Below are 16,867 nucleotides of genomic sequence, written 5' to 3' on the forward strand. Positions count from 1 at the left end.
GATTGCTCTTTTTGTTCCATATCGGCTTTTATCCGGAAAGAGTATCCTTTAAGCCCTCCGAAATAGAAAAACGGGGAAGCCATCCCAAGGATTTAATGGCCGCATTATTATTCAGAACGCTGTGGAGGATATCGCCAGGACGAGCGGGTTTGTAAATAGGCGTTAACTTCGCGCCAGTGGCGCTTTCGAGCCGATTCAACAATACAAGGATAGAAGTCGCTTGATTACAGCTCACGTTCAAAATCTCTTTGCTCCCGTTGGTTAAGGCGGCTACGTTAGCGGCAACGATATCTTTGACGTATATGAAATCCCTGGTTTGAAGGCCATCGCCATAGATGACTGGGGGAAACCCATTCGCGATCTTATCTAGAAAAATGGAGATAACGCCGCCTTCGCCGAGCGGATCTTGTCTGGGTCCATACACGTTCGCGTAACGAAGAATCGTATAATCCATTCCGTACAAGGCGGCAAAAGCTTCGATATAATGCTCCGGCGAGTGTTTGGAAACGCCGTATAGAGAGAGCGGTTTAATAGGATGAAGTTCATCGACTGGCAAATAGATCGGCGTGCCGTATACGGCCGCTGAGGAGGCGTAAACGATTTTTCGCACGCCGTGATTTCTGCAGTGAATCAGAAGAGCAAGCGTGCCGAGAATGTTGGTTCGCGCATCATCCAAGGGCTGCTTTAAAGAGGCAGTAACATCGATCTGCGCGGCGTGATGGTAGACGACCTCCGGCCTGAACGACCGGAATACCTTATCGACTTCCGGACTCGCAAGATCCAATTGGAAGAAGTCGGCTTGCGGCGGAATCCGGTTTCGTTTTCCATGAGTCAAATTATCCAGTACCGCCACATGGTGCCCGTCAATTACGAAACGCTCCGTTAAGTGCGAAGCGATGAAGCCGGCTCCGCCCGTAATGAGTATTCTCATCGCCGTAACTTGCTTCGATAATACGATTTCAAACGACCTACGGCATTCGCCCAGCCAAAGCGCGAGACGACGCGGGCGCGCCCGCCTATGGAAAGCCGTTTGGCCATGCCGGGATTGCCTATAATTTTAGTCAGCGCTTGAGCGAACGCGGACGGGCTTTTGTACGATTTGACCAATAGACCGCTTCGGCCATGCCGTACGACCTCCAAAATTCCTCCTCGCGCCGATGCGACAAGCGGAATTCCAGATGCCATTGCCTCCGAATTCACGCAGGCAAAGCCCTCCTTGTATTGAGTGGGGCAGACGAATATATCCGCTAGATGGTACATTTCATGTATTTTGCTAGGCGAGACGTAACCGGTAAATCGAAGGGGCACATGAAGTCTTTGGGCAAGCCGCTTCACTCTGCTCATATAAGCGGTCTCTCTCTTGACCCCCGGCCAAGAAGCGCCGACAGCGACGATAGCGATTCGCTTATTCTGTTTGCGAAGCAGGGCTGCCGCTTCTACGAGAGTGTGAAGTCCTTTGCGGGGAATAATTCTTCCGACGAAAAGGAGGTTATAAGACTGGTTTAGCCCGTACCTTTTGCGAATATTGAGTTTGTAAGCTTGGGATCTAGGCGTGAATTTATGGGTGTCTACGCCAAGAAGGACAGGCTTGAATTTCGTCGCGTGCGCGGGATACCTGGCTTTAAAGGTGTTAGCTAGAGAAGAAACGACGCATGTCACTCCATTAGCATGACGAAGCATGGCATTTCCGTGCGTTCGATTCAGTTTGGATAGAAAATGAAGAGAATGAAGGGACAATACGATCGGCGTTCTTGGAAAAGCTCTTCGAATGGCGGGAAGAAACGTCGGCCGGTTATCCACTTGAATAATATCGAATTTATTGCCGCGTAACTTCTTCATGGCCGCCCGGATATAAGTACTCCCGTTAGAGTAGGGAAACCGCATGAATTTAAGCTTCCCGTTGACCGACGTACTCTGTTTGGGTAATCTGGGATGCGTGCAGCTGACCAGCGTAACGTGCTCCGTCTTGGCCATTCTGGTGAAAAAATTGTGCATGACCGCTTCTACGGATCCTCCTTTAATCGGAGGGATCGGCAATTTATCCGGCGCAATCGCTAAAATTTTCATCGAATACATCCTCTTTGACTTTGTCTTGTACGTTCCTCTAACGAGGTCATGTACGAAATAGTCTATGTGAGGACAGTGATCTAGAAACGGCACGTACCCAAGTCCAAAGGAAATTCAGCGATTTCCGCTACCGAATCTGTTCCGCAGAAAGCGGATGACTAAGTACAAGATGATCCCCCAGAAAACCAATCCGAAGAACGAGAAACCTCCGGTTCCTCCGAACCCGAAGGGATTCAACAAGCCTCCAAGGAAGGTCCCGGCCAGTACTCCGCCGAAAAATCCGCCGAACCGATTCGTTGACGCCGCGGGCGTACGGGCGACGGGATTGTTGGTACCCGGCCGTTGGTTACGAATTCCGCCATTGTATCCGCTTCGCGGAGAACGGAAGCTCCCTCTGCCTGCGCGTAACGCCTTGTATTCCCCTTGATCCTCTTTATGTATAGTTGGCGCGACGTGCATGGAAGAGGATACGTTCCCGTCGGGTAAGCCGATCAGTGATTTGGAAAACATTAAATAAGCATAAAGCATGGCAATTCCGATTCGCATGTTGAATTCCCCCTTTATCCATAGCTTTACCAAAGCGAGTATTGATTATCGCTTGGGTAATGCGAGAGGAAGAAGAAAGGCCATGAAATAGAAAAAACCCGGCATTCTGGTTAGAATGCCGGGTAAATCAAGTTAACAGTATCCGGATCCGGCTTTGAGAATGATGACCAGAAGAATGAAGAGCACAAGCGCGAAAGCAGCGGCTCCCATGCCACCGCCACCGTAACCTCCGCAACCAACTCCGCCAACGTTATTTCCGACATAACCACTCATGTTTTATCACCGCCACTTTGTTTATGTTTTCGTTACCCGATCAGTATATGAACCGGAATGAATGCATGGACAGTACGAATACCTAGATGAAAAATATAAACATTAGGACATCGCCCGGTGGCAATGCCGTATTTTTATGTTATAAAGTCGCCTGGATAGTATAATAAAGAAAATAAAATGGAATCCGATGCAGATGGAGGAACTTCGCAAGTGAATTTAACCGTTGGTGAAATTAGTGAAATTAATCGTTATCCCATCAAATCATTTGCCGGCGAGCGACTGGATTTGTGCGAGATAGAGCCGTACGGAATGTTAGGAGACCGGTTCGGCACCTTCTACGATGAGTCGAAAGAAGGTTGGTGGCGCTATATTACCGCAAGGAATATCCCAAACATGCTTACCTATCAAGCGGAGTTCGTCGAAGGAAACATCCGCGTAACAGCTTCCGATGGGCGGACCTTCGGCTGGGACGATAACCTGTTGAACGAAATTCAAAGTCACACCACAACCCCGATTACCATGTCTCGCCTGAAAGATCCGCACCCGGAGCACCCCAGCCTCATGTCTGTAGAAGGAGCGAGTATCCTGCTCGTAACGGATGCCAGCCTGAACAAGCTCGAAGCCATGTGGGGGAAACAATTGGATCAACGCCGGTTTCGCGGAAATTTCGTCGTGACTTTGAACGACAATTCGCTGGACGAAGGCGATTGGATCGGACGCCAGCTCTCCATAGGCGAAGTGCGGCTGCAGGTGGATAGTTATTGCGAAAGATGCGTCGTCATTACGATGGACCCCGATACACTGGATAAGGATTCTTCCCTGTTGCGTAAAGTGAACGAGGAGTTTAATCTGCATTTCGGAGTCTATGCATCCGTCGTCAAGACGGGGCGGATCCGAGTCGGCGATCAAGTGATAATAGCGCCATAAGTCGGATGACAAGAGATGGTTGCTAGAAGTTCGCGAAATATATCCGGATCTTCCGTTAGACTCGAATGAAAACATTAATAATTATTTGGATTATATAATGAATTTAGATATTCCGGCGGAAGACCATCCCATTTTCAAATCCATACCTAAATGGTCCAAGATTTCGTTGGATCGGTATAACTATATCGAATATATTCTCATCACGACGAATATTTGGAGAAAAATGATACTCGAGACCGTTGAGAAGGTCGCCATAAATAACGAGATCGCCATCTACCAATTGATCAAAAAATACATATTCAGGATGGACTTATTCGAGAAACAGGCACGCGAGAATTATTGGAGCTTTACCCGCAACGTTATCATGGAAAAAGACAAGCTGATTAACGAGCTGCACGGCGATCGCCTTACGTTGATCGGGAAGATGGCAGCCAGCATGGCTCATGAAATCAGGAATCCTCTTACCTCCATCCAAGGTTTTCTAAAGCTCATCAAACAAATCGTTTCTTCGGAGACGAACAATAAAATCGCCAGTTGCTTAAAAATCATTGAGGACGATTTCGAGACCATCCACATGCAAATAACGGGCTTTCTCAGCTTTTCCAGAAATCGCGAGCATGACGAATCGTACGATAACATCTCTTTGATTCAAATCATAGATTCCGTACTATCGATGTTAAATCCACGGTTAATACAAGAAGACGTTATCTGCGTTAAGAAATACAAAAAAGATAAAATAATCAGAGTGCAAAGAAAAGGCATCCAACAAGTGATATCTAACCTGATGAACAATGCTGCAGATGCGCTGTTTGACGTTTCCCATAAAAAAGTGATCACGATGTCGATGAAGGAAGATGACGATAACGTATATTTACATATTTCCAACAACGGCCCGAAGATCTCGGACGAGATCGTGGATTTACTGTTCACGCCGTTCGTGACCAATAAAACATCCGGGACGGGGCTGGGATTAACGATTTGTAAACAAATTTTGCAAAAAAACGACGGGGATATTTTGTTCGATACGAATGAAATAGAAACGACGTTTATATTGTCATTTAAAAAAGCCCTTGAATGAGCACGCCGGATTCCCCGTTCAAGAGTCAGAATAAAATCCAAGCCGAAAGGAATTATAACTCAGAGCTCAATTATTCCATGCGTTAGGAATAAGCATTAGGGTTATAACTTTGTAGCCGATTCCCTAGAGGAGGAACGAAAATGTCAAACTTAAAAATCGGTATCATTCTCGGAAGCACCCGTCAAGGTCGCTTAAGTCCGCAAGTCGGAGAATGGGTGAAGGGCGTAGCCGATAAGCGCGGGGATGCGTCTTATGAAATCGTGGATATCGCGGATTTCAAGCTTCCTCTACTGGGCGAAGCAGATGCAACGGAGCAAGCGACGGCTTGGAACGTCAAGCTCGCTAGCTTGGACGGCTTCGTATTTATCGTTCAAGAATACAACCACAGTATAACCGGGGCTTTGAAAAACGCGCTGGATTATGCGCGCGAAGCATGGAACAATAAAGCGGCCGGAATCGTGAGCTACGGCTCGGTAGGCGGAGCTCGCGCGGCGGAGCATCTTCGCGGAATACTGGGGGAGCTGTCCGTTGCGGATGTTCGCATACACGCAGCATTGTCATTGTATACCGATTTCGAGAACGGATCCGTGTTCAAACCGGCGGATCTGCATCTTACGAACGTTAACGGAATGCTCGATGAAGTGTTGGCATGGAGCGGAGCCTTGAAATCATTGCGCTAATGATGGGGAGTACCGATACTTAGCATTCGATAATGGGATGAGCAGAGATTTTCTGTTCATCCCTTTTTCCGTTTGCGGCCAGCCTCCGGGAGGATAGCTCATTGGATATCGCGAATATATCAAGTGCGGTAACTTCTTCGCCGGACTCGGCGGAGATAGCGAAAAACAGCGAGCGGAGATGAAGTCGTAATGAAGGTAGCGGTATTAGGCTGCGGAAGATGGGGATCCTTTATATCCTGGTATGCCGATAAAATAGGACATGAAGTCGCGATGTGGGGAAGAGCGGAGTCGAAAAATTATCGGAGATTGCTGTTGGATAGAACGAACGACTATCTCGTTTTGTCTTCTGCCGTTCATTTAACCAATAGCGTTATAGAAGCCGTAGAATCGGCTGAAATGATTTTTATCGCGATCAGCGCGCAGGAGCTTAGAGGGTTCGCTAATCGGTTAAACGATATGGAATTATCGAATAAGACCTTCGTTTTATGCATGAAAGGACTTGAATCGGAGTCGGGGAAAAGGCTCACGCAAGTGTTTATGGAAGAAATGAAATCACCCGTAAAGGTAGCCATATGGGTCGGCCCCGGGCACGTTCAGGACTTCACCAACGACATTCCGAACTGCATGGTCATCGATTCCGAAGACGCCGATCTTACGAAACGGATCGTAGACAGTCTCGGAAGCGAGACGATTCGATTTTATTACGGGCATGATCTATTAGGAAACGAAATCGGCGCGGCGGCGAAAAACGTAATCGGAATCGCGGCAGGCATGTTGGACGGAATAGGTTACGCGAGCTTGAAGGGGGCGTTAATGGCTAGAGGAACCAAAGAGATGGCGAGATTAGTGAAGACCATGGGCGGAGACGAGCTAACCATTTACGGCTTAGGACATCTTGGAGACTACGAGGCAACGGTTTTCTCCAAGCATAGCCATAATCGGCGGTTTGGCGAAGCATTCGCGAAAAAGGAACCTTTCGAGAAATTAGCCGAAGGAGTAGCGACGGCAAAAGCGTTGTTGAGATTGTCCGAACAATACGGCGTGGAGCTTCCCATCTGCCAAGCGGTTGATTCCGTACTCTCCGAAGACAGCGATCCCAAGGAGCAGCTGGTTAGATTGTTCATGAGGCCGGTGAAATCGGAAAATGTTTAGCAAGCTGTTCAAGCGAATGGAAGGAATACCGCCGAAGAGATACGCCGATTCCGTCTCTTGGCTGAGCCAAATCGAATACACCCCCTAATTCCCCATTTAATCCGAACTCCATACGAATGCGAAAACAGGCTACGGATATCTGTAGCCTGTTTAACATGCGCTAACCTCGAATCACATAGATATAAAGAGCAGGGGGTGCGAGTAGTGAAAGCCTTGAAGCTATTGGGACTCATAACCGGAATCGCGATATTGGACATTGTCGCGCTGTCGCCGGGTTTACTGGGCGTCGAGATCGGAGGCGAAAGCGCCGTTGAGACTGCTTCGGGCGTAACCCTACTGTTCTGCAGCCTTCTAGCGCTTCTTTACGGGAGTTATAACGTATTGTTGAAGCCTCCGGTCGCAACGCCCGTGAAAAGCCTAAAGACGCGAGAGGATTACATAACCGCTCTAAGCTCTTATAGAAAAGTTAAGACGTTAACGAAGGAGATCTCCCTTGGATTGGATCAGCTAGATCGAATGGAGAAGAAGACGATAACCTTGTCGGATGTCCTTAGTCAGAGATTCGATTTAACGGAGTTAAGCTTTAGGAAATTCATCCATGTCATTAATGAAGTCGAAAAGCTTTTTTACCTGAATATCAGGGGAATTCTCAACAAGCTTAGCGTATTCGATGCCTCTGAATTTTCAGTTATAGGGAGTCCGCAAAGACATTCGCAGAGCGATTCTCCGCTTTTTCTAGAAAAAACGAATCTTTACAGAGAATACTTAGACCACTTAATCGGTTATCTGGACGCAAATGAAGAAATTTTGTTGAAGCTGGATAGGCTACTGCTGGAAATATCCCGATTAGGCAACGCGAATTACGAAGATATCGCCAAAATGCCCTGCATGATAGAAATAGATTCTTTGATCAAACAGACAAAATTTTACCAGCAGTAGGGGGAGATGAGCATGTCCGGTAAAGGCAAAGCGGCTTTGGTGCTTGGGCTTATCGCGATCGTCGTTTTTGTTCTCGTGTACTTCGGGATCCGCTTTACGTCCGATTTCGGCAAAACGGAAACTCAGGTCACTTCGGAGAACGCGGCTAAGCAGCTGGATAAGCTTTACAAGAACATTTCCGTAACCGAAGCGGAACAAATCAAGGGACAGATCGACCTCGATCCGGTATCCGTGGGAGAATCCTTGCCGGATATCTCTAAGTTTCCGGTGTCCGTCGACAATTCGACGGAGCAGTTCGTAGAAATCTTCTCCTCCACCGAGAAATCCGGAACAGGCAATGACGGTTGGTTAAACGAGGTGGCGACGGACTTTAATAACGCCAATATCGAATTAAACGGGAAGCGTGTTTCCGTCAGAATCCGCAATATAGCTTCGGGTACGGCAACGGATTACATCCGATCGGGTAAATACGTGCCGGACGCCTTCACGCCTTCGAACGAGTTATGGGGAGAGATGGTTAAAGCGCAAGGAATTCCCATTCAGCTTGTATCGCAACGACTAGTCGGGAATGTGGCAGGAGTTGTGGCCTCGAAGAAGAAATACGACGAGCTGGTCGAGAAATACGGCTCGTTAAACGTTAAGACAATTACGGACGCGATCGCCGACAACGAGCTAGCGATGGGGTATACGGACCCATTCGCTAGCTCCACCGGTTTGAACTTCCTAGTGACGGCGCTCGCCACCTTTGACGGTACGAACATGCTAGGAGAAACGGCGGTTCAAGGCTTCGAGAAATTCCAAGCCAATGTCCCATTCCTCGCTTCTACGACTTTGCAAATGAGGGACGCTGCTAAGACGGGGATGCTGGACGCATTCGTCCTAGAGTACCAAACCTACGTTAACGCGCCGGACCTGAAGGGAAGTTACGTGTTCACCCCGTTCGGCGTTAGACATGATAGCCCGCTTTACGCGCTCGGTAATATTTCCGAAGAGAAGCTGGATATCGTCAAGAAGTTCGCGGAGTTCGTCGCGCAAGAGAAGTATCAAAATCTTGCAGAGGAGAAAGGGTTCAACGGACTGCAGGATTATAAGTCGGAGCTTGGCGTAGTCGAGGGAGATCTCTTATCCTCGGCGCAGAAACTGTGGAAGGAAAAGAAAAACGGCAATAAACCTATTGCCGCCGTATTCGTAGCCGACGTATCGGGAAGCATGGACGGCGAACCTCTGAAACGATTGAAGGAATCGTTATTATCCGGACAGAAGTTTCTGGGGCGAGATAACAGCATCGGTCTGGTTTCTTATTCCACCGACGTTACCATCAATCTGCCGATCGGGAAATACGACACGAATCAGCAATCCATGTTCGTCGGTGCTATCGAAAGCCTTCAGTCAGGCGGAGGGACGGCCACGTTCGATGGAATTCTAGTGGCCTTGAAGATGCTTCAAGCCGAACTAGCGCTTAATCCGGAGGTCAAGCCTTTGATTTTCGTCCTAAGCGATGGAGAAACGAACGAAGGGCATTCGTTAAAGGATATCAGAGGGTTGATCGAGTCTTTCAAGATTCCGTTGTATACGATCGGCTACAATGCGAATATTCAAGCGCTTCAAAGCATCTCGAGCATCAATGAAGCGGCCAGCATCAATGCGGATACGGACGATGTCGTGTATAAGATCGGAAATTTGCTCAACGTTCAAATGTGATCTACTTATTCGAGGAGGGGTTACGTTGTCCTTTACCATGGAAATCGCAAGTCCCGAGAAGCTTAAGACGGCCATTGAAGAAGAGGTTAAACCCGTTCCCGAAGAAGTAAAGCAACTCAAAGAGCTGGCTGCCAACAATGTATCGTCGATACTGGAACTGGATATCGAGTCCGTCGAGAAGCGCAAAGAGGTGCTGCAATCCATCGAAAGCTTTGGCATGGGCTCCATGCGTTCATCCTCGGAGAAGAATTCCTTGCTGCAAGTATCCGTAGGGAAATTATCGAAAACCGGCGATGAAGGGGGGCAGGTCGCCAAGGGATTGACGGAGCTGCATCATCAGTTGAAGGATTTGGACCCGAGCGCGGTCGATTTTGCCAAAAGCGGAATACTGGGAAAGTTCTTTAACCCTCTGCGCAATTATTTCGCCAAGTATCAGAAAGCGGATGCCGTCATATCGGACATAATCGTTTCATTGGATAAAGGCAAGGCGGTCTTGAAGAACGATAATACGACTCTGGAGTTCGAACAACAAACGCTTAGGGAGCTTACCAAAAAGCTTCAGAAGGAAATTCAACTGGGCGTCATGATGGACGAGGAAATCGAGTCTCAGATCGAGGCGGCGAAATTACGGAACGAGACGGAGGACAAAGTCCGCTTCATCACCGAGGAAGTGTTGTTTCCATTGCGCCAGCGGGTAATGGATTTGCAGCAAATGATGGTCGTTAACCAACAAGGGATCATGGCTATCGAGGTGGTCATTCGAAACAACAAAGAGCTGATCAGAGGCGTAGATCGGGCAAGGAACGTTACCGTTTCCGCTCTCAAAATCTCGGTCACCGTGGCTAGCGCGTTATACAATCAAAGGATCGTCCTGAAGAAGATCGAGCTTCTCAACCAAACGACGGACAGTCTAATCAGCGGCACTTCGAGAATGCTGAAGGAGCAGGGAGCGGCCATTCATAAGCAATCGTTGGAATCGAGCATTTCGGTGGATACATTGAAGCAAGCGTTCACCGACGTGCTATCCGCGCTGGATTCCATCAGCACGTACAAACAAGAGGCGCTTCCCAAGATGCGCGATACCATCAATCAGTTCAGAGAGCTGGCGGATAACGGGGAGCGGCAAATTCAGCGGTTAGAGAAAGGCCACAAGCTGGGATTATGACTTCATTCAACTAGAATGATCGCTTACGTTTAAGCCGAGAAAAGTCAGGTACATACCTGACGCATCTCGGCTTTTTTATCGTTCGCAAGCTTTCGATAATAATAATTTGAAACCTATTTGCATGTTGCATCGTCAAATAAGTGTCGACACGAAAGCAAGCAGGTAAGTATGCAGTCATCTAGGCATCATCCACCAACAAGGAGGAATTACGATTATGAAGAAATACAGTCCATTAAGAAAAGCAACCGTTGCCGTTATGGTTACCGTGGCGTTAACGCTAAGCGCCGTCGGAATCTCTCATTATATTGCTCCAATCCAGTCTGCGGCTGCCTCGGCTCCCAAAGCCTCGGCCGCTGCCGCCTCGCAAGCGGCCGAGTCCCAAGCGCATGCTTTACAGACGCTGAACAGCTTCTATAAACCCGCGCTTAAAGGCCAATTTCCGAAGCTGCCGGGATTGACCTTAGGGACGAGCACTCGGCAGGATGTCGTTAAAGCCATCGGCAAGCCTGAAGTGCCGGGCAAAGATTCCGACGCATTCGACGTCTATGGCGCGGAGATGGGGAATCCCGGGTATGCCATCTCTTACAAGCTTAATAAAATCAGGGAAATGCGTTATTTCGGAACGAACGTCGAGCGTCAGACCAATATTGGCGGGATTACGCTGAAAATGCTCGTTCAGCAATGGGGAGCGCCGAAATCGTCAACGTTGTTCTCGACGGGTAAAATCAAACAGAAGAAAGTCGTCTATATTCGCGGCGACTATAAGCTCGAATTCATATTCAACGACAACACGCATCTCGATCACATTAATTTGACGAAGTAAATCGCATAAAAATAGAAAAACAGCCGGAATTTACGCTCCGGCTGTTTTTCTATTTCAACATTCATTATTTTTGAATTTCAAAGATTTTGTACATTTCGTCAAGCATGAGATTAGCGGCGATTACTCCTCCGGCCGTATTCCATATGGCGTCGCTCACTCGAAACGCGTTGTTGTTCTTGACGACCGATAGGCTTTGCCATAGCGGATCGTTCAGCATGTCTTTTTCCATTTCGGTTGCTTTTCCATCGCCCGTTTCATAGGTAAAATAGAAAAGCATGTCCGCATCGACTTCCGGAAGACGTTCCTTCGTAATTTCCTCCGCGAACGTGTCCGTATATTTATTTTGATTATCGGGGCGACTGAGACCAAGCTTGGAGAAGGCGATTCCCGTGAAAGAATCGGCTAAGTAGATTCGAGTTTTTCCGGCCATGAAACGCACGACGGATACTTTCCGGTTCAGCTTATCTCCGGCTTTGCTTTTGAAATCGGCGATTCTGGCGTCATAGTCGGCCATTACCTTGTCGCCGTCGGAACTCTTGCCTAACGCGTCCGCATAGAGCATGAAATTCGATTGCCATTCTCCGCGAAGCGTTTCGGAGAATACGGTAGGAGCGATGGCTTTCAATTGCTCGTACACTTTCTCCTGACGCAATTTATTGCCGATAATCAGATCCGGTTTAAGGCTCGCGATGACTTCCAGGTTCGGCTGACTTTCTTCGCCGACGACCGTTACGCCTTCCATATCCGCGGCGATGTGTTCGTACCAGGGGTTGCCGGTCCAAGATTTAACGGCTCCGACCGGTTTAATTCCGAGCGCAAGCAACGCTTCCGTTCCTTCATTCGTTAATACGACCACTCGTATCGGCGTTCCCGTAATCGTTGTTTCTCCCATAGCATGCGCGATCGTCCGAGTGTCTCCCGATGCGCTCGAATTCGATTCGGCAGGGCTTGCGGCGGCGTTCTTGTTATCATTACCTGATTGTCCGCATCCCGTTATGATAATACTTAATGATAGCAATACAGCAGAGACGGTCCAGACGAATTTCTTCTTTACTGCGGATAACATTCTGTTTGACTCCCTTTCAATATGAAAATGATTCTCAATAGCAACATTTGAAACTATATCAGGGCATGAAGACGAAGTCAATATTCGTGATAATGAGAATCATGTTCATTGACAGTCTTGGTGAGATCACCTAAAATAATCTAATGTCGACTTAACGCATCATTATTAACGTAATTGGGATTTGGAAAGAGGATAGGATGAACTATTTACTTGCAAATCGCTCGCGCAAAATTGTTGGATTGCTAATCAGCTTACTACTATTAATAACCGGAATCGTATGTAGCATTGCATACGGAGTAACCGACATCAAGTGGCATACGATCGCGGAATCGTTCACCGCCTTTAACGGTTCTCAAGAACATCTCATCATTAGAACCGCGAGAGTGCCGCGTGCATTCATTGCAGCGATCGCGGGAGCAAGCTTAGCGGTTGCCGGCTCGCTCATGCAAGGAATAACTCGAAATCAGATTGCGTCTCCAAGCTTGTTCGGAATTAATGCAGGCGCTGCGTTCTTCATTGTCGTAGGCTCGGCATTCTTCGGAGCGAGCGCATTGTCCACTTTTGCAACGCTTGCCTTCATGGGAGCGGCTTTTACGGCGATTATCGTATACATACTAGGCTCGATTGGCAGCGATGGGTTAACTCCGCTTAAAATTACGCTCGCAGGAGCTGCCATGACCGCGTTTTTCTCTTCATTGTCTCTCGGGATCCTGTTGACTGGCGGGCAAACCTTCGATCAGGTTCTGTATTGGTTCGTTGGATCGGTAGCGGGACGCGATATGGATATATTCACTTCGGCGGCACCCTATATGGGGATTGCTCTTATCGGTGCATGGGTGCTTGCCCGACATATGAATTTACTTACGTTAGGAGAAGACGTTGCAACCGGTCTCGGCCAGAAGACCATTTACATTAAACTGGCTGCTGCCGTCGTCATCGTTCTGCTAGCCGGCGGTTCCGTATCTATCGCGGGACCGATAGCGTTCGTCGGAATTATTATTCCGCACATCACGCGTTATTTGGTCGGGATCGATTATCGCTGGGTCCTGCCTTATTGCGCTACGCTTGGAGGAATCTTACTGCTTGCCGCGGATATCGGGTCGAGGTATATTTCTTTTCCCAAGGAAGTGCCCGTCGGCGTCATGACCGCTATTATCGGCGTCCCATTCTTCGTCTATATCGCCAGAAGAGGGGGGAACGCCAACAATGAGTAACTGGCTAACGCTTAGAGGACGTCGTCATTCCTTTCAATTCGACCGAAGACTGCTTATCGTTGTCTCGCTATTAATAGCCGCAAACGTAATCGCCATGATCGTATGCGTGGGTTTAGGCAGCACGTTCATCAGTCCGCTCGCCGTCATTCGTTCGCTTATAGGCATTGGAGATTCGTCGAACTCGATGATTATTTTTTCCTTAAGGATGCCTCGCGTCGTTATCGCGGTTATGGTCGGGGCAGCGCTTGCCGTCTCGGGAGCCTTGCTTCAAGGAATCGTGCGCAATCCGCTCTCATCCCCGGACGTCATCGGGATCACGGGCGGGGCTTCCCTGGGTACGATTATCTTTATCCTATATTTCTCCCATCTGAGCATCAGATACATGCCGATTAGTTCGATAGCCGGAGCTTTCGCCGCCGCGTTCCTGGTATACCTGTTCGCCTACCGCCGAGGTATTACGCCGCTGAGACTCGTGCTTATCGGTATCGGGATGGCCACCGCGTTAACGGCGTTTTCTTACATGCTGATCCTCACGGCATCCTTCACTCCGACGGCCGTAGCCGTTAAAGCTTTTACGTTCATGACGGGAAGCATATACGGCGTTTCTTGGGAAAGGGACGTCTTCACGCTTTGGCCATGGATGGTCGTATTATTGCCGATTGCCCTTATTTACGCAAGGCATCTGAACGTTCAAGAGCTTGGGGACGAAGTCGCGACAAGCGTCGGAAGTTCCGTACATATCAAAAGAACGGTTCTGCTCCTCATTAGCGTTGCGCTTGCCGGAGCGGCCGTGGCCATAGGCGGAGCGATCAACTTTATCGGTCTGATGGCTCCGCATATCGCGCGCAAGCTTGTGGGACCGGCTTATGGCGGCGTCATTCCGGTTTCGGCTCTTATCGGCTCGCTTGTATTGCTGTTATCCGATCTTATCGCGCGAATAGCGTTCATCCCCCTAGACATTCCCGCCGGCGTGTTTACAGCGGCAATCGGGGCGCCTTTCTTCATTTATTTGTTATACCGTCACCGCAAATCGTAGAAATGGGAGTGAAACGCGTGTCCGTCCTTCAAGCGGCAAACCTTACTTTATCCTATGGAAAAAAACCGATCTTCTCGAATCTCGATTTGCAAATTCCCGAAGGCAAAATATCGGTGTTCATCGGCAGCAACGGTTGCGGTAAATCCACATTGTTGCGTTCGCTCGCCAGGCTGTTGAAGCCTCAAGAAGGCTCCATCCTTCTGGACGGAAACGAAATCGCCAAATTATCCGGCAAGGAAGTGGCTAGAAGGTTAGCCATTTTGCCGCAAGGACCGATCGCTCCGGAAGGATTGACCGTGCATCAGCTCGTCAAGCAGGGCCGGTATCCTTATCAAAGCTTCCTCCAGCAATGGTCCCAAGAAGATGAACGATGGGTTAAGAAGGCGCTTGAAGTTACTCATATGGACGAGTTGGCGAATCGTTCCGTAGACTCGCTTTCCGGAGGACAACGACAACGGGCATGGATTGCGATGACTCTTGCGCAGAATACGCCGACGATACTATTGGACGAACCGACGACCTTCCTCGATATGACGCATCAGATCGAAATTCTCGATCTACTGTATGACCTTAACGAGAAAGAAAACCGTACGATTGTCATGGTGCTTCATGACATTAATCTGGCATGCCGCTATGCGCATCATATCGTAGCCGTTAAAGACGGAGGCATCTACGCGTTAGGCAAACCGGAAAATATCGTAAACGAACAATTTATCCGCGATGTCTTCGACATGGAATGCCAAGTGGCTACGGATCCGATCTTCGGAACGCCGCTTTGCATTCCGTACGGCAAAGGACGCCGATTGATTTGAATAATCGTTATCCGAGCGATAGAAGAGGAGCTGCTAAGCAGAGCTTCTCTTTTTTGCGCGCGCGCAAAAGTCGACGTTCAATTATGGTAATATATGAGAAGAGTCGGACGTTGTATTTGAGCGAGGGACTAACGGAGGTATGCATATGACATCTATTCGAATGACGAAACGTGCCTTACGGCGATTTTTATTGGAGAAGCAGCTCTTGCTTCACACGCCGGAAGTACAATTAACCTCTGCGGAGTCCCTGCACCGGCGGGTTCTCGACACCGTCCGGCAGTTGGAATGCGTTCAGATCGACCCGGTGTCCGCCGTACGGCCGAATCAACATCTGACCTTGGCGGCTAGAGTGGCCGGCTACGAGCCTATGGTGCTGAATGAAATGCTTCGCAATAGCGAAATCTTTGAATATTGGGCAAACGCGGCGTGTTTGATTCCGATGGAGGATTACCCGATATTCGAACCGACCCGTCAACGAATGAATCAGCGAGTCGAATCGCATATCGAGAAGATTCGACCTATCGCCGAACAAGTGATTCGGAGGCTGGAGAGCGAAGGACCGCTGCCCGCTAAGTCTTTCGACTCCTCCGAGCGGGTACACGGCTATTGGGATAACGTAAACGCAAAGACGAAAGCGACATCCCATGCATTGAACCTGCTAACGGATTCCGCCCATATCAGAATCGTCGGCAGAGAAGGAAACCAACGACTGTTCGACGTGACCAGCCGAAGCGTGCCCGATGAGCTGCTTCGTCAAGCGGAGCGAGTTGACAGGGATGAAGCGCTTGGAGCGATGATGAACAAATATTTTCGGGCATATCGGGTATTCGAACCGAGCGATATTCGTTTCGGTTGGCAGAACCTAAACGCCAAAGAACGACGGAACGCGATCGAATCGCGCTTACACTCAGGAGAAATCTTACAGGTCGAGGTGGAAGGGCTAAACAAGCCTTATTACATAATATCTTCGGATAGAGAACGTCTATTCTTCCACGAAGAAGATCGGATACGCGCTAACGGGAATGATGAGGAGTTGTCGATTCGCTTCCTGCCGCCTTTGGATAACCTGTTATGGAGCCGTAAAAGGTTAGCGGACTTGTTCGACTTCGAATACCGCTGGGAAATCTATACGCCGGCAGTCAAGCGTAAGTATGGTTATTACGCGATGCCGATTCTAGCCGGTGACAGGTTGATCGGTCGAATGGACCCTCGCTTGGATAGAAAACAAGGCCGGTTAACGGTGCAATTACTGCAAATAGAGCCCGAAATCGACTTTAACCATTATCTTCGCGATCGCGTGCTGAGAGCGCTGGAAACATTCGCGACCGTACATGGGGCGAACGAGGTAACGATTGATACGTTGATCGCCAATGGGGAAAGGAGCTGAA

At 48.8% G+C, this 16,867-nt stretch carries 17 protein-coding genes; 12 read left to right on the plus strand and 5 right to left on the minus strand.

Features of this window, described 5'->3' with window-relative positions:
* Nucleotides 1-28: 28 nt before the first annotated feature.
* From DFP95_RS14220 to DFP95_RS14235, 4 genes are all read right to left on the minus strand, one after another.
* Entirely contained in the window at nt 29-931 is a 903-nt protein-coding gene (locus tag DFP95_RS14220; RefSeq protein WP_115993304.1) for an NAD-dependent epimerase/dehydratase family protein, read from the minus strand.
* Nucleotides 928-2,067, minus strand: a complete 1,140-nt coding sequence (locus DFP95_RS14225; protein ID WP_245987663.1) for a glycosyltransferase family 4 protein — start codon at nt 2,065-2,067, stop codon at nt 928-930. The genes DFP95_RS14220 and DFP95_RS14225 overlap by 4 nt, the downstream gene beginning before the upstream one ends.
* A 114-nt stretch (nt 2,068-2,181) precedes the next feature.
* Nucleotides 2,182-2,613 (minus strand): hypothetical protein, encoded by a 432-nt coding sequence (locus DFP95_RS14230; protein ID WP_115993306.1) that lies wholly within the window; start codon nt 2,611-2,613, stop codon nt 2,182-2,184.
* Nucleotides 2,614-2,745: 132 nt separating this feature from the next.
* Nucleotides 2,746-2,886, minus strand: a complete 141-nt coding sequence (locus tag DFP95_RS14235; protein WP_115993307.1) for a sporulation protein YjcZ — start codon at nt 2,884-2,886, stop codon at nt 2,746-2,748.
* Nucleotides 2,887-3,096: 210 nt separating this feature from the next.
* Between DFP95_RS14235 and DFP95_RS14240 the strand changes: the two genes are divergently transcribed.
* From DFP95_RS14240 to DFP95_RS14275, 8 genes are all read left to right on the plus strand, one after another.
* Complete coding sequence (locus DFP95_RS14240; protein ID WP_115993308.1) at nt 3,097-3,813, plus strand: MOSC domain-containing protein; 717 nt, start codon at nt 3,097-3,099, stop codon at nt 3,811-3,813.
* Nucleotides 3,814-3,910: 97 nt separating this feature from the next.
* Entirely contained in the window at nt 3,911-4,891 is a 981-nt protein-coding gene (locus tag DFP95_RS14245; protein WP_147304164.1) for a sensor histidine kinase, read from the plus strand.
* Nucleotides 4,892-5,031: 140 nt separating this feature from the next.
* Nucleotides 5,032-5,571, plus strand: a complete 540-nt coding sequence (locus DFP95_RS14250) for an NADPH-dependent FMN reductase (protein WP_115993310.1) — start codon at nt 5,032-5,034, stop codon at nt 5,569-5,571.
* 189 nt (nt 5,572-5,760) lie between these two features.
* A complete protein-coding gene (locus DFP95_RS14255; protein WP_115993311.1) occupies nt 5,761-6,723 on the plus strand; it encodes an NAD(P)H-dependent glycerol-3-phosphate dehydrogenase in 963 nt (320 codons plus the stop codon).
* A 204-nt stretch (nt 6,724-6,927) separates the two neighbouring features.
* Complete coding sequence (locus DFP95_RS14260; protein WP_342768228.1) at nt 6,928-7,662, plus strand: hypothetical protein; 735 nt, start codon at nt 6,928-6,930, stop codon at nt 7,660-7,662.
* Between the two features lie 12 nt (nt 7,663-7,674).
* Nucleotides 7,675-9,363: a vWA domain-containing protein gene (locus tag DFP95_RS14265; protein ID WP_115993313.1), complete on the plus strand. Its 1,689-nt coding sequence runs from the start codon at nt 7,675-7,677 to the stop codon at nt 9,361-9,363.
* A gap of 25 nt (nt 9,364-9,388) precedes the next feature.
* Nucleotides 9,389-10,528: a toxic anion resistance protein gene (locus DFP95_RS14270; protein ID WP_115993314.1), complete on the plus strand. Its 1,140-nt coding sequence runs from the start codon at nt 9,389-9,391 to the stop codon at nt 10,526-10,528.
* A gap of 214 nt (nt 10,529-10,742) precedes the next feature.
* On the plus strand, nt 10,743-11,351 hold the full coding sequence (locus DFP95_RS14275) for a YjgB family protein (RefSeq protein ID WP_115993315.1): 609 nt from the start codon (nt 10,743-10,745) through the stop codon (nt 11,349-11,351).
* A 64-nt stretch (nt 11,352-11,415) separates the two neighbouring features.
* Here the strand turns inward: DFP95_RS14275 and DFP95_RS14280 are convergent, their stop codons facing one another.
* Nucleotides 11,416-12,417 (minus strand): ABC transporter substrate-binding protein, encoded by a 1,002-nt coding sequence (locus DFP95_RS14280; protein ID WP_115993316.1) that lies wholly within the window; start codon nt 12,415-12,417, stop codon nt 11,416-11,418.
* A 197-nt stretch (nt 12,418-12,614) separates the two neighbouring features.
* On the opposite strand from DFP95_RS14280, the gene DFP95_RS14285 reads away from it, so the two are divergent.
* The 4 genes from DFP95_RS14285 (at nt 12,615) to DFP95_RS14300 (ending at nt 16,866) form a co-directional block, all read left to right on the plus strand.
* Nucleotides 12,615-13,631, plus strand: a complete 1,017-nt coding sequence (locus DFP95_RS14285) for a FecCD family ABC transporter permease (protein WP_115993317.1) — start codon at nt 12,615-12,617, stop codon at nt 13,629-13,631.
* On the plus strand, nt 13,624-14,667 hold the full coding sequence (locus DFP95_RS14290) for a FecCD family ABC transporter permease (RefSeq protein WP_115993318.1): 1,044 nt from the start codon (nt 13,624-13,626) through the stop codon (nt 14,665-14,667). Before DFP95_RS14285 ends, DFP95_RS14290 begins: the two co-directional genes overlap by 8 nt.
* 17 nt (nt 14,668-14,684) lie before the next feature.
* Nucleotides 14,685-15,479, plus strand: a complete 795-nt coding sequence (locus DFP95_RS14295; protein ID WP_115993319.1) for an ABC transporter ATP-binding protein — start codon at nt 14,685-14,687, stop codon at nt 15,477-15,479.
* Between the two features lie 145 nt (nt 15,480-15,624).
* Entirely contained in the window at nt 15,625-16,866 is a 1,242-nt protein-coding gene (locus DFP95_RS14300; protein ID WP_115993320.1) for a winged helix-turn-helix domain-containing protein, read from the plus strand.
* The last annotated feature ends 1 nt before the right edge of the window (nt 16,867 follow it).

Source organism: Cohnella lupini (genome assembly GCF_003386205.1).
In the GTDB taxonomy this organism is placed as follows: domain Bacteria; phylum Bacillota; class Bacilli; order Paenibacillales; family Paenibacillaceae; genus Cohnella; species Cohnella lupini.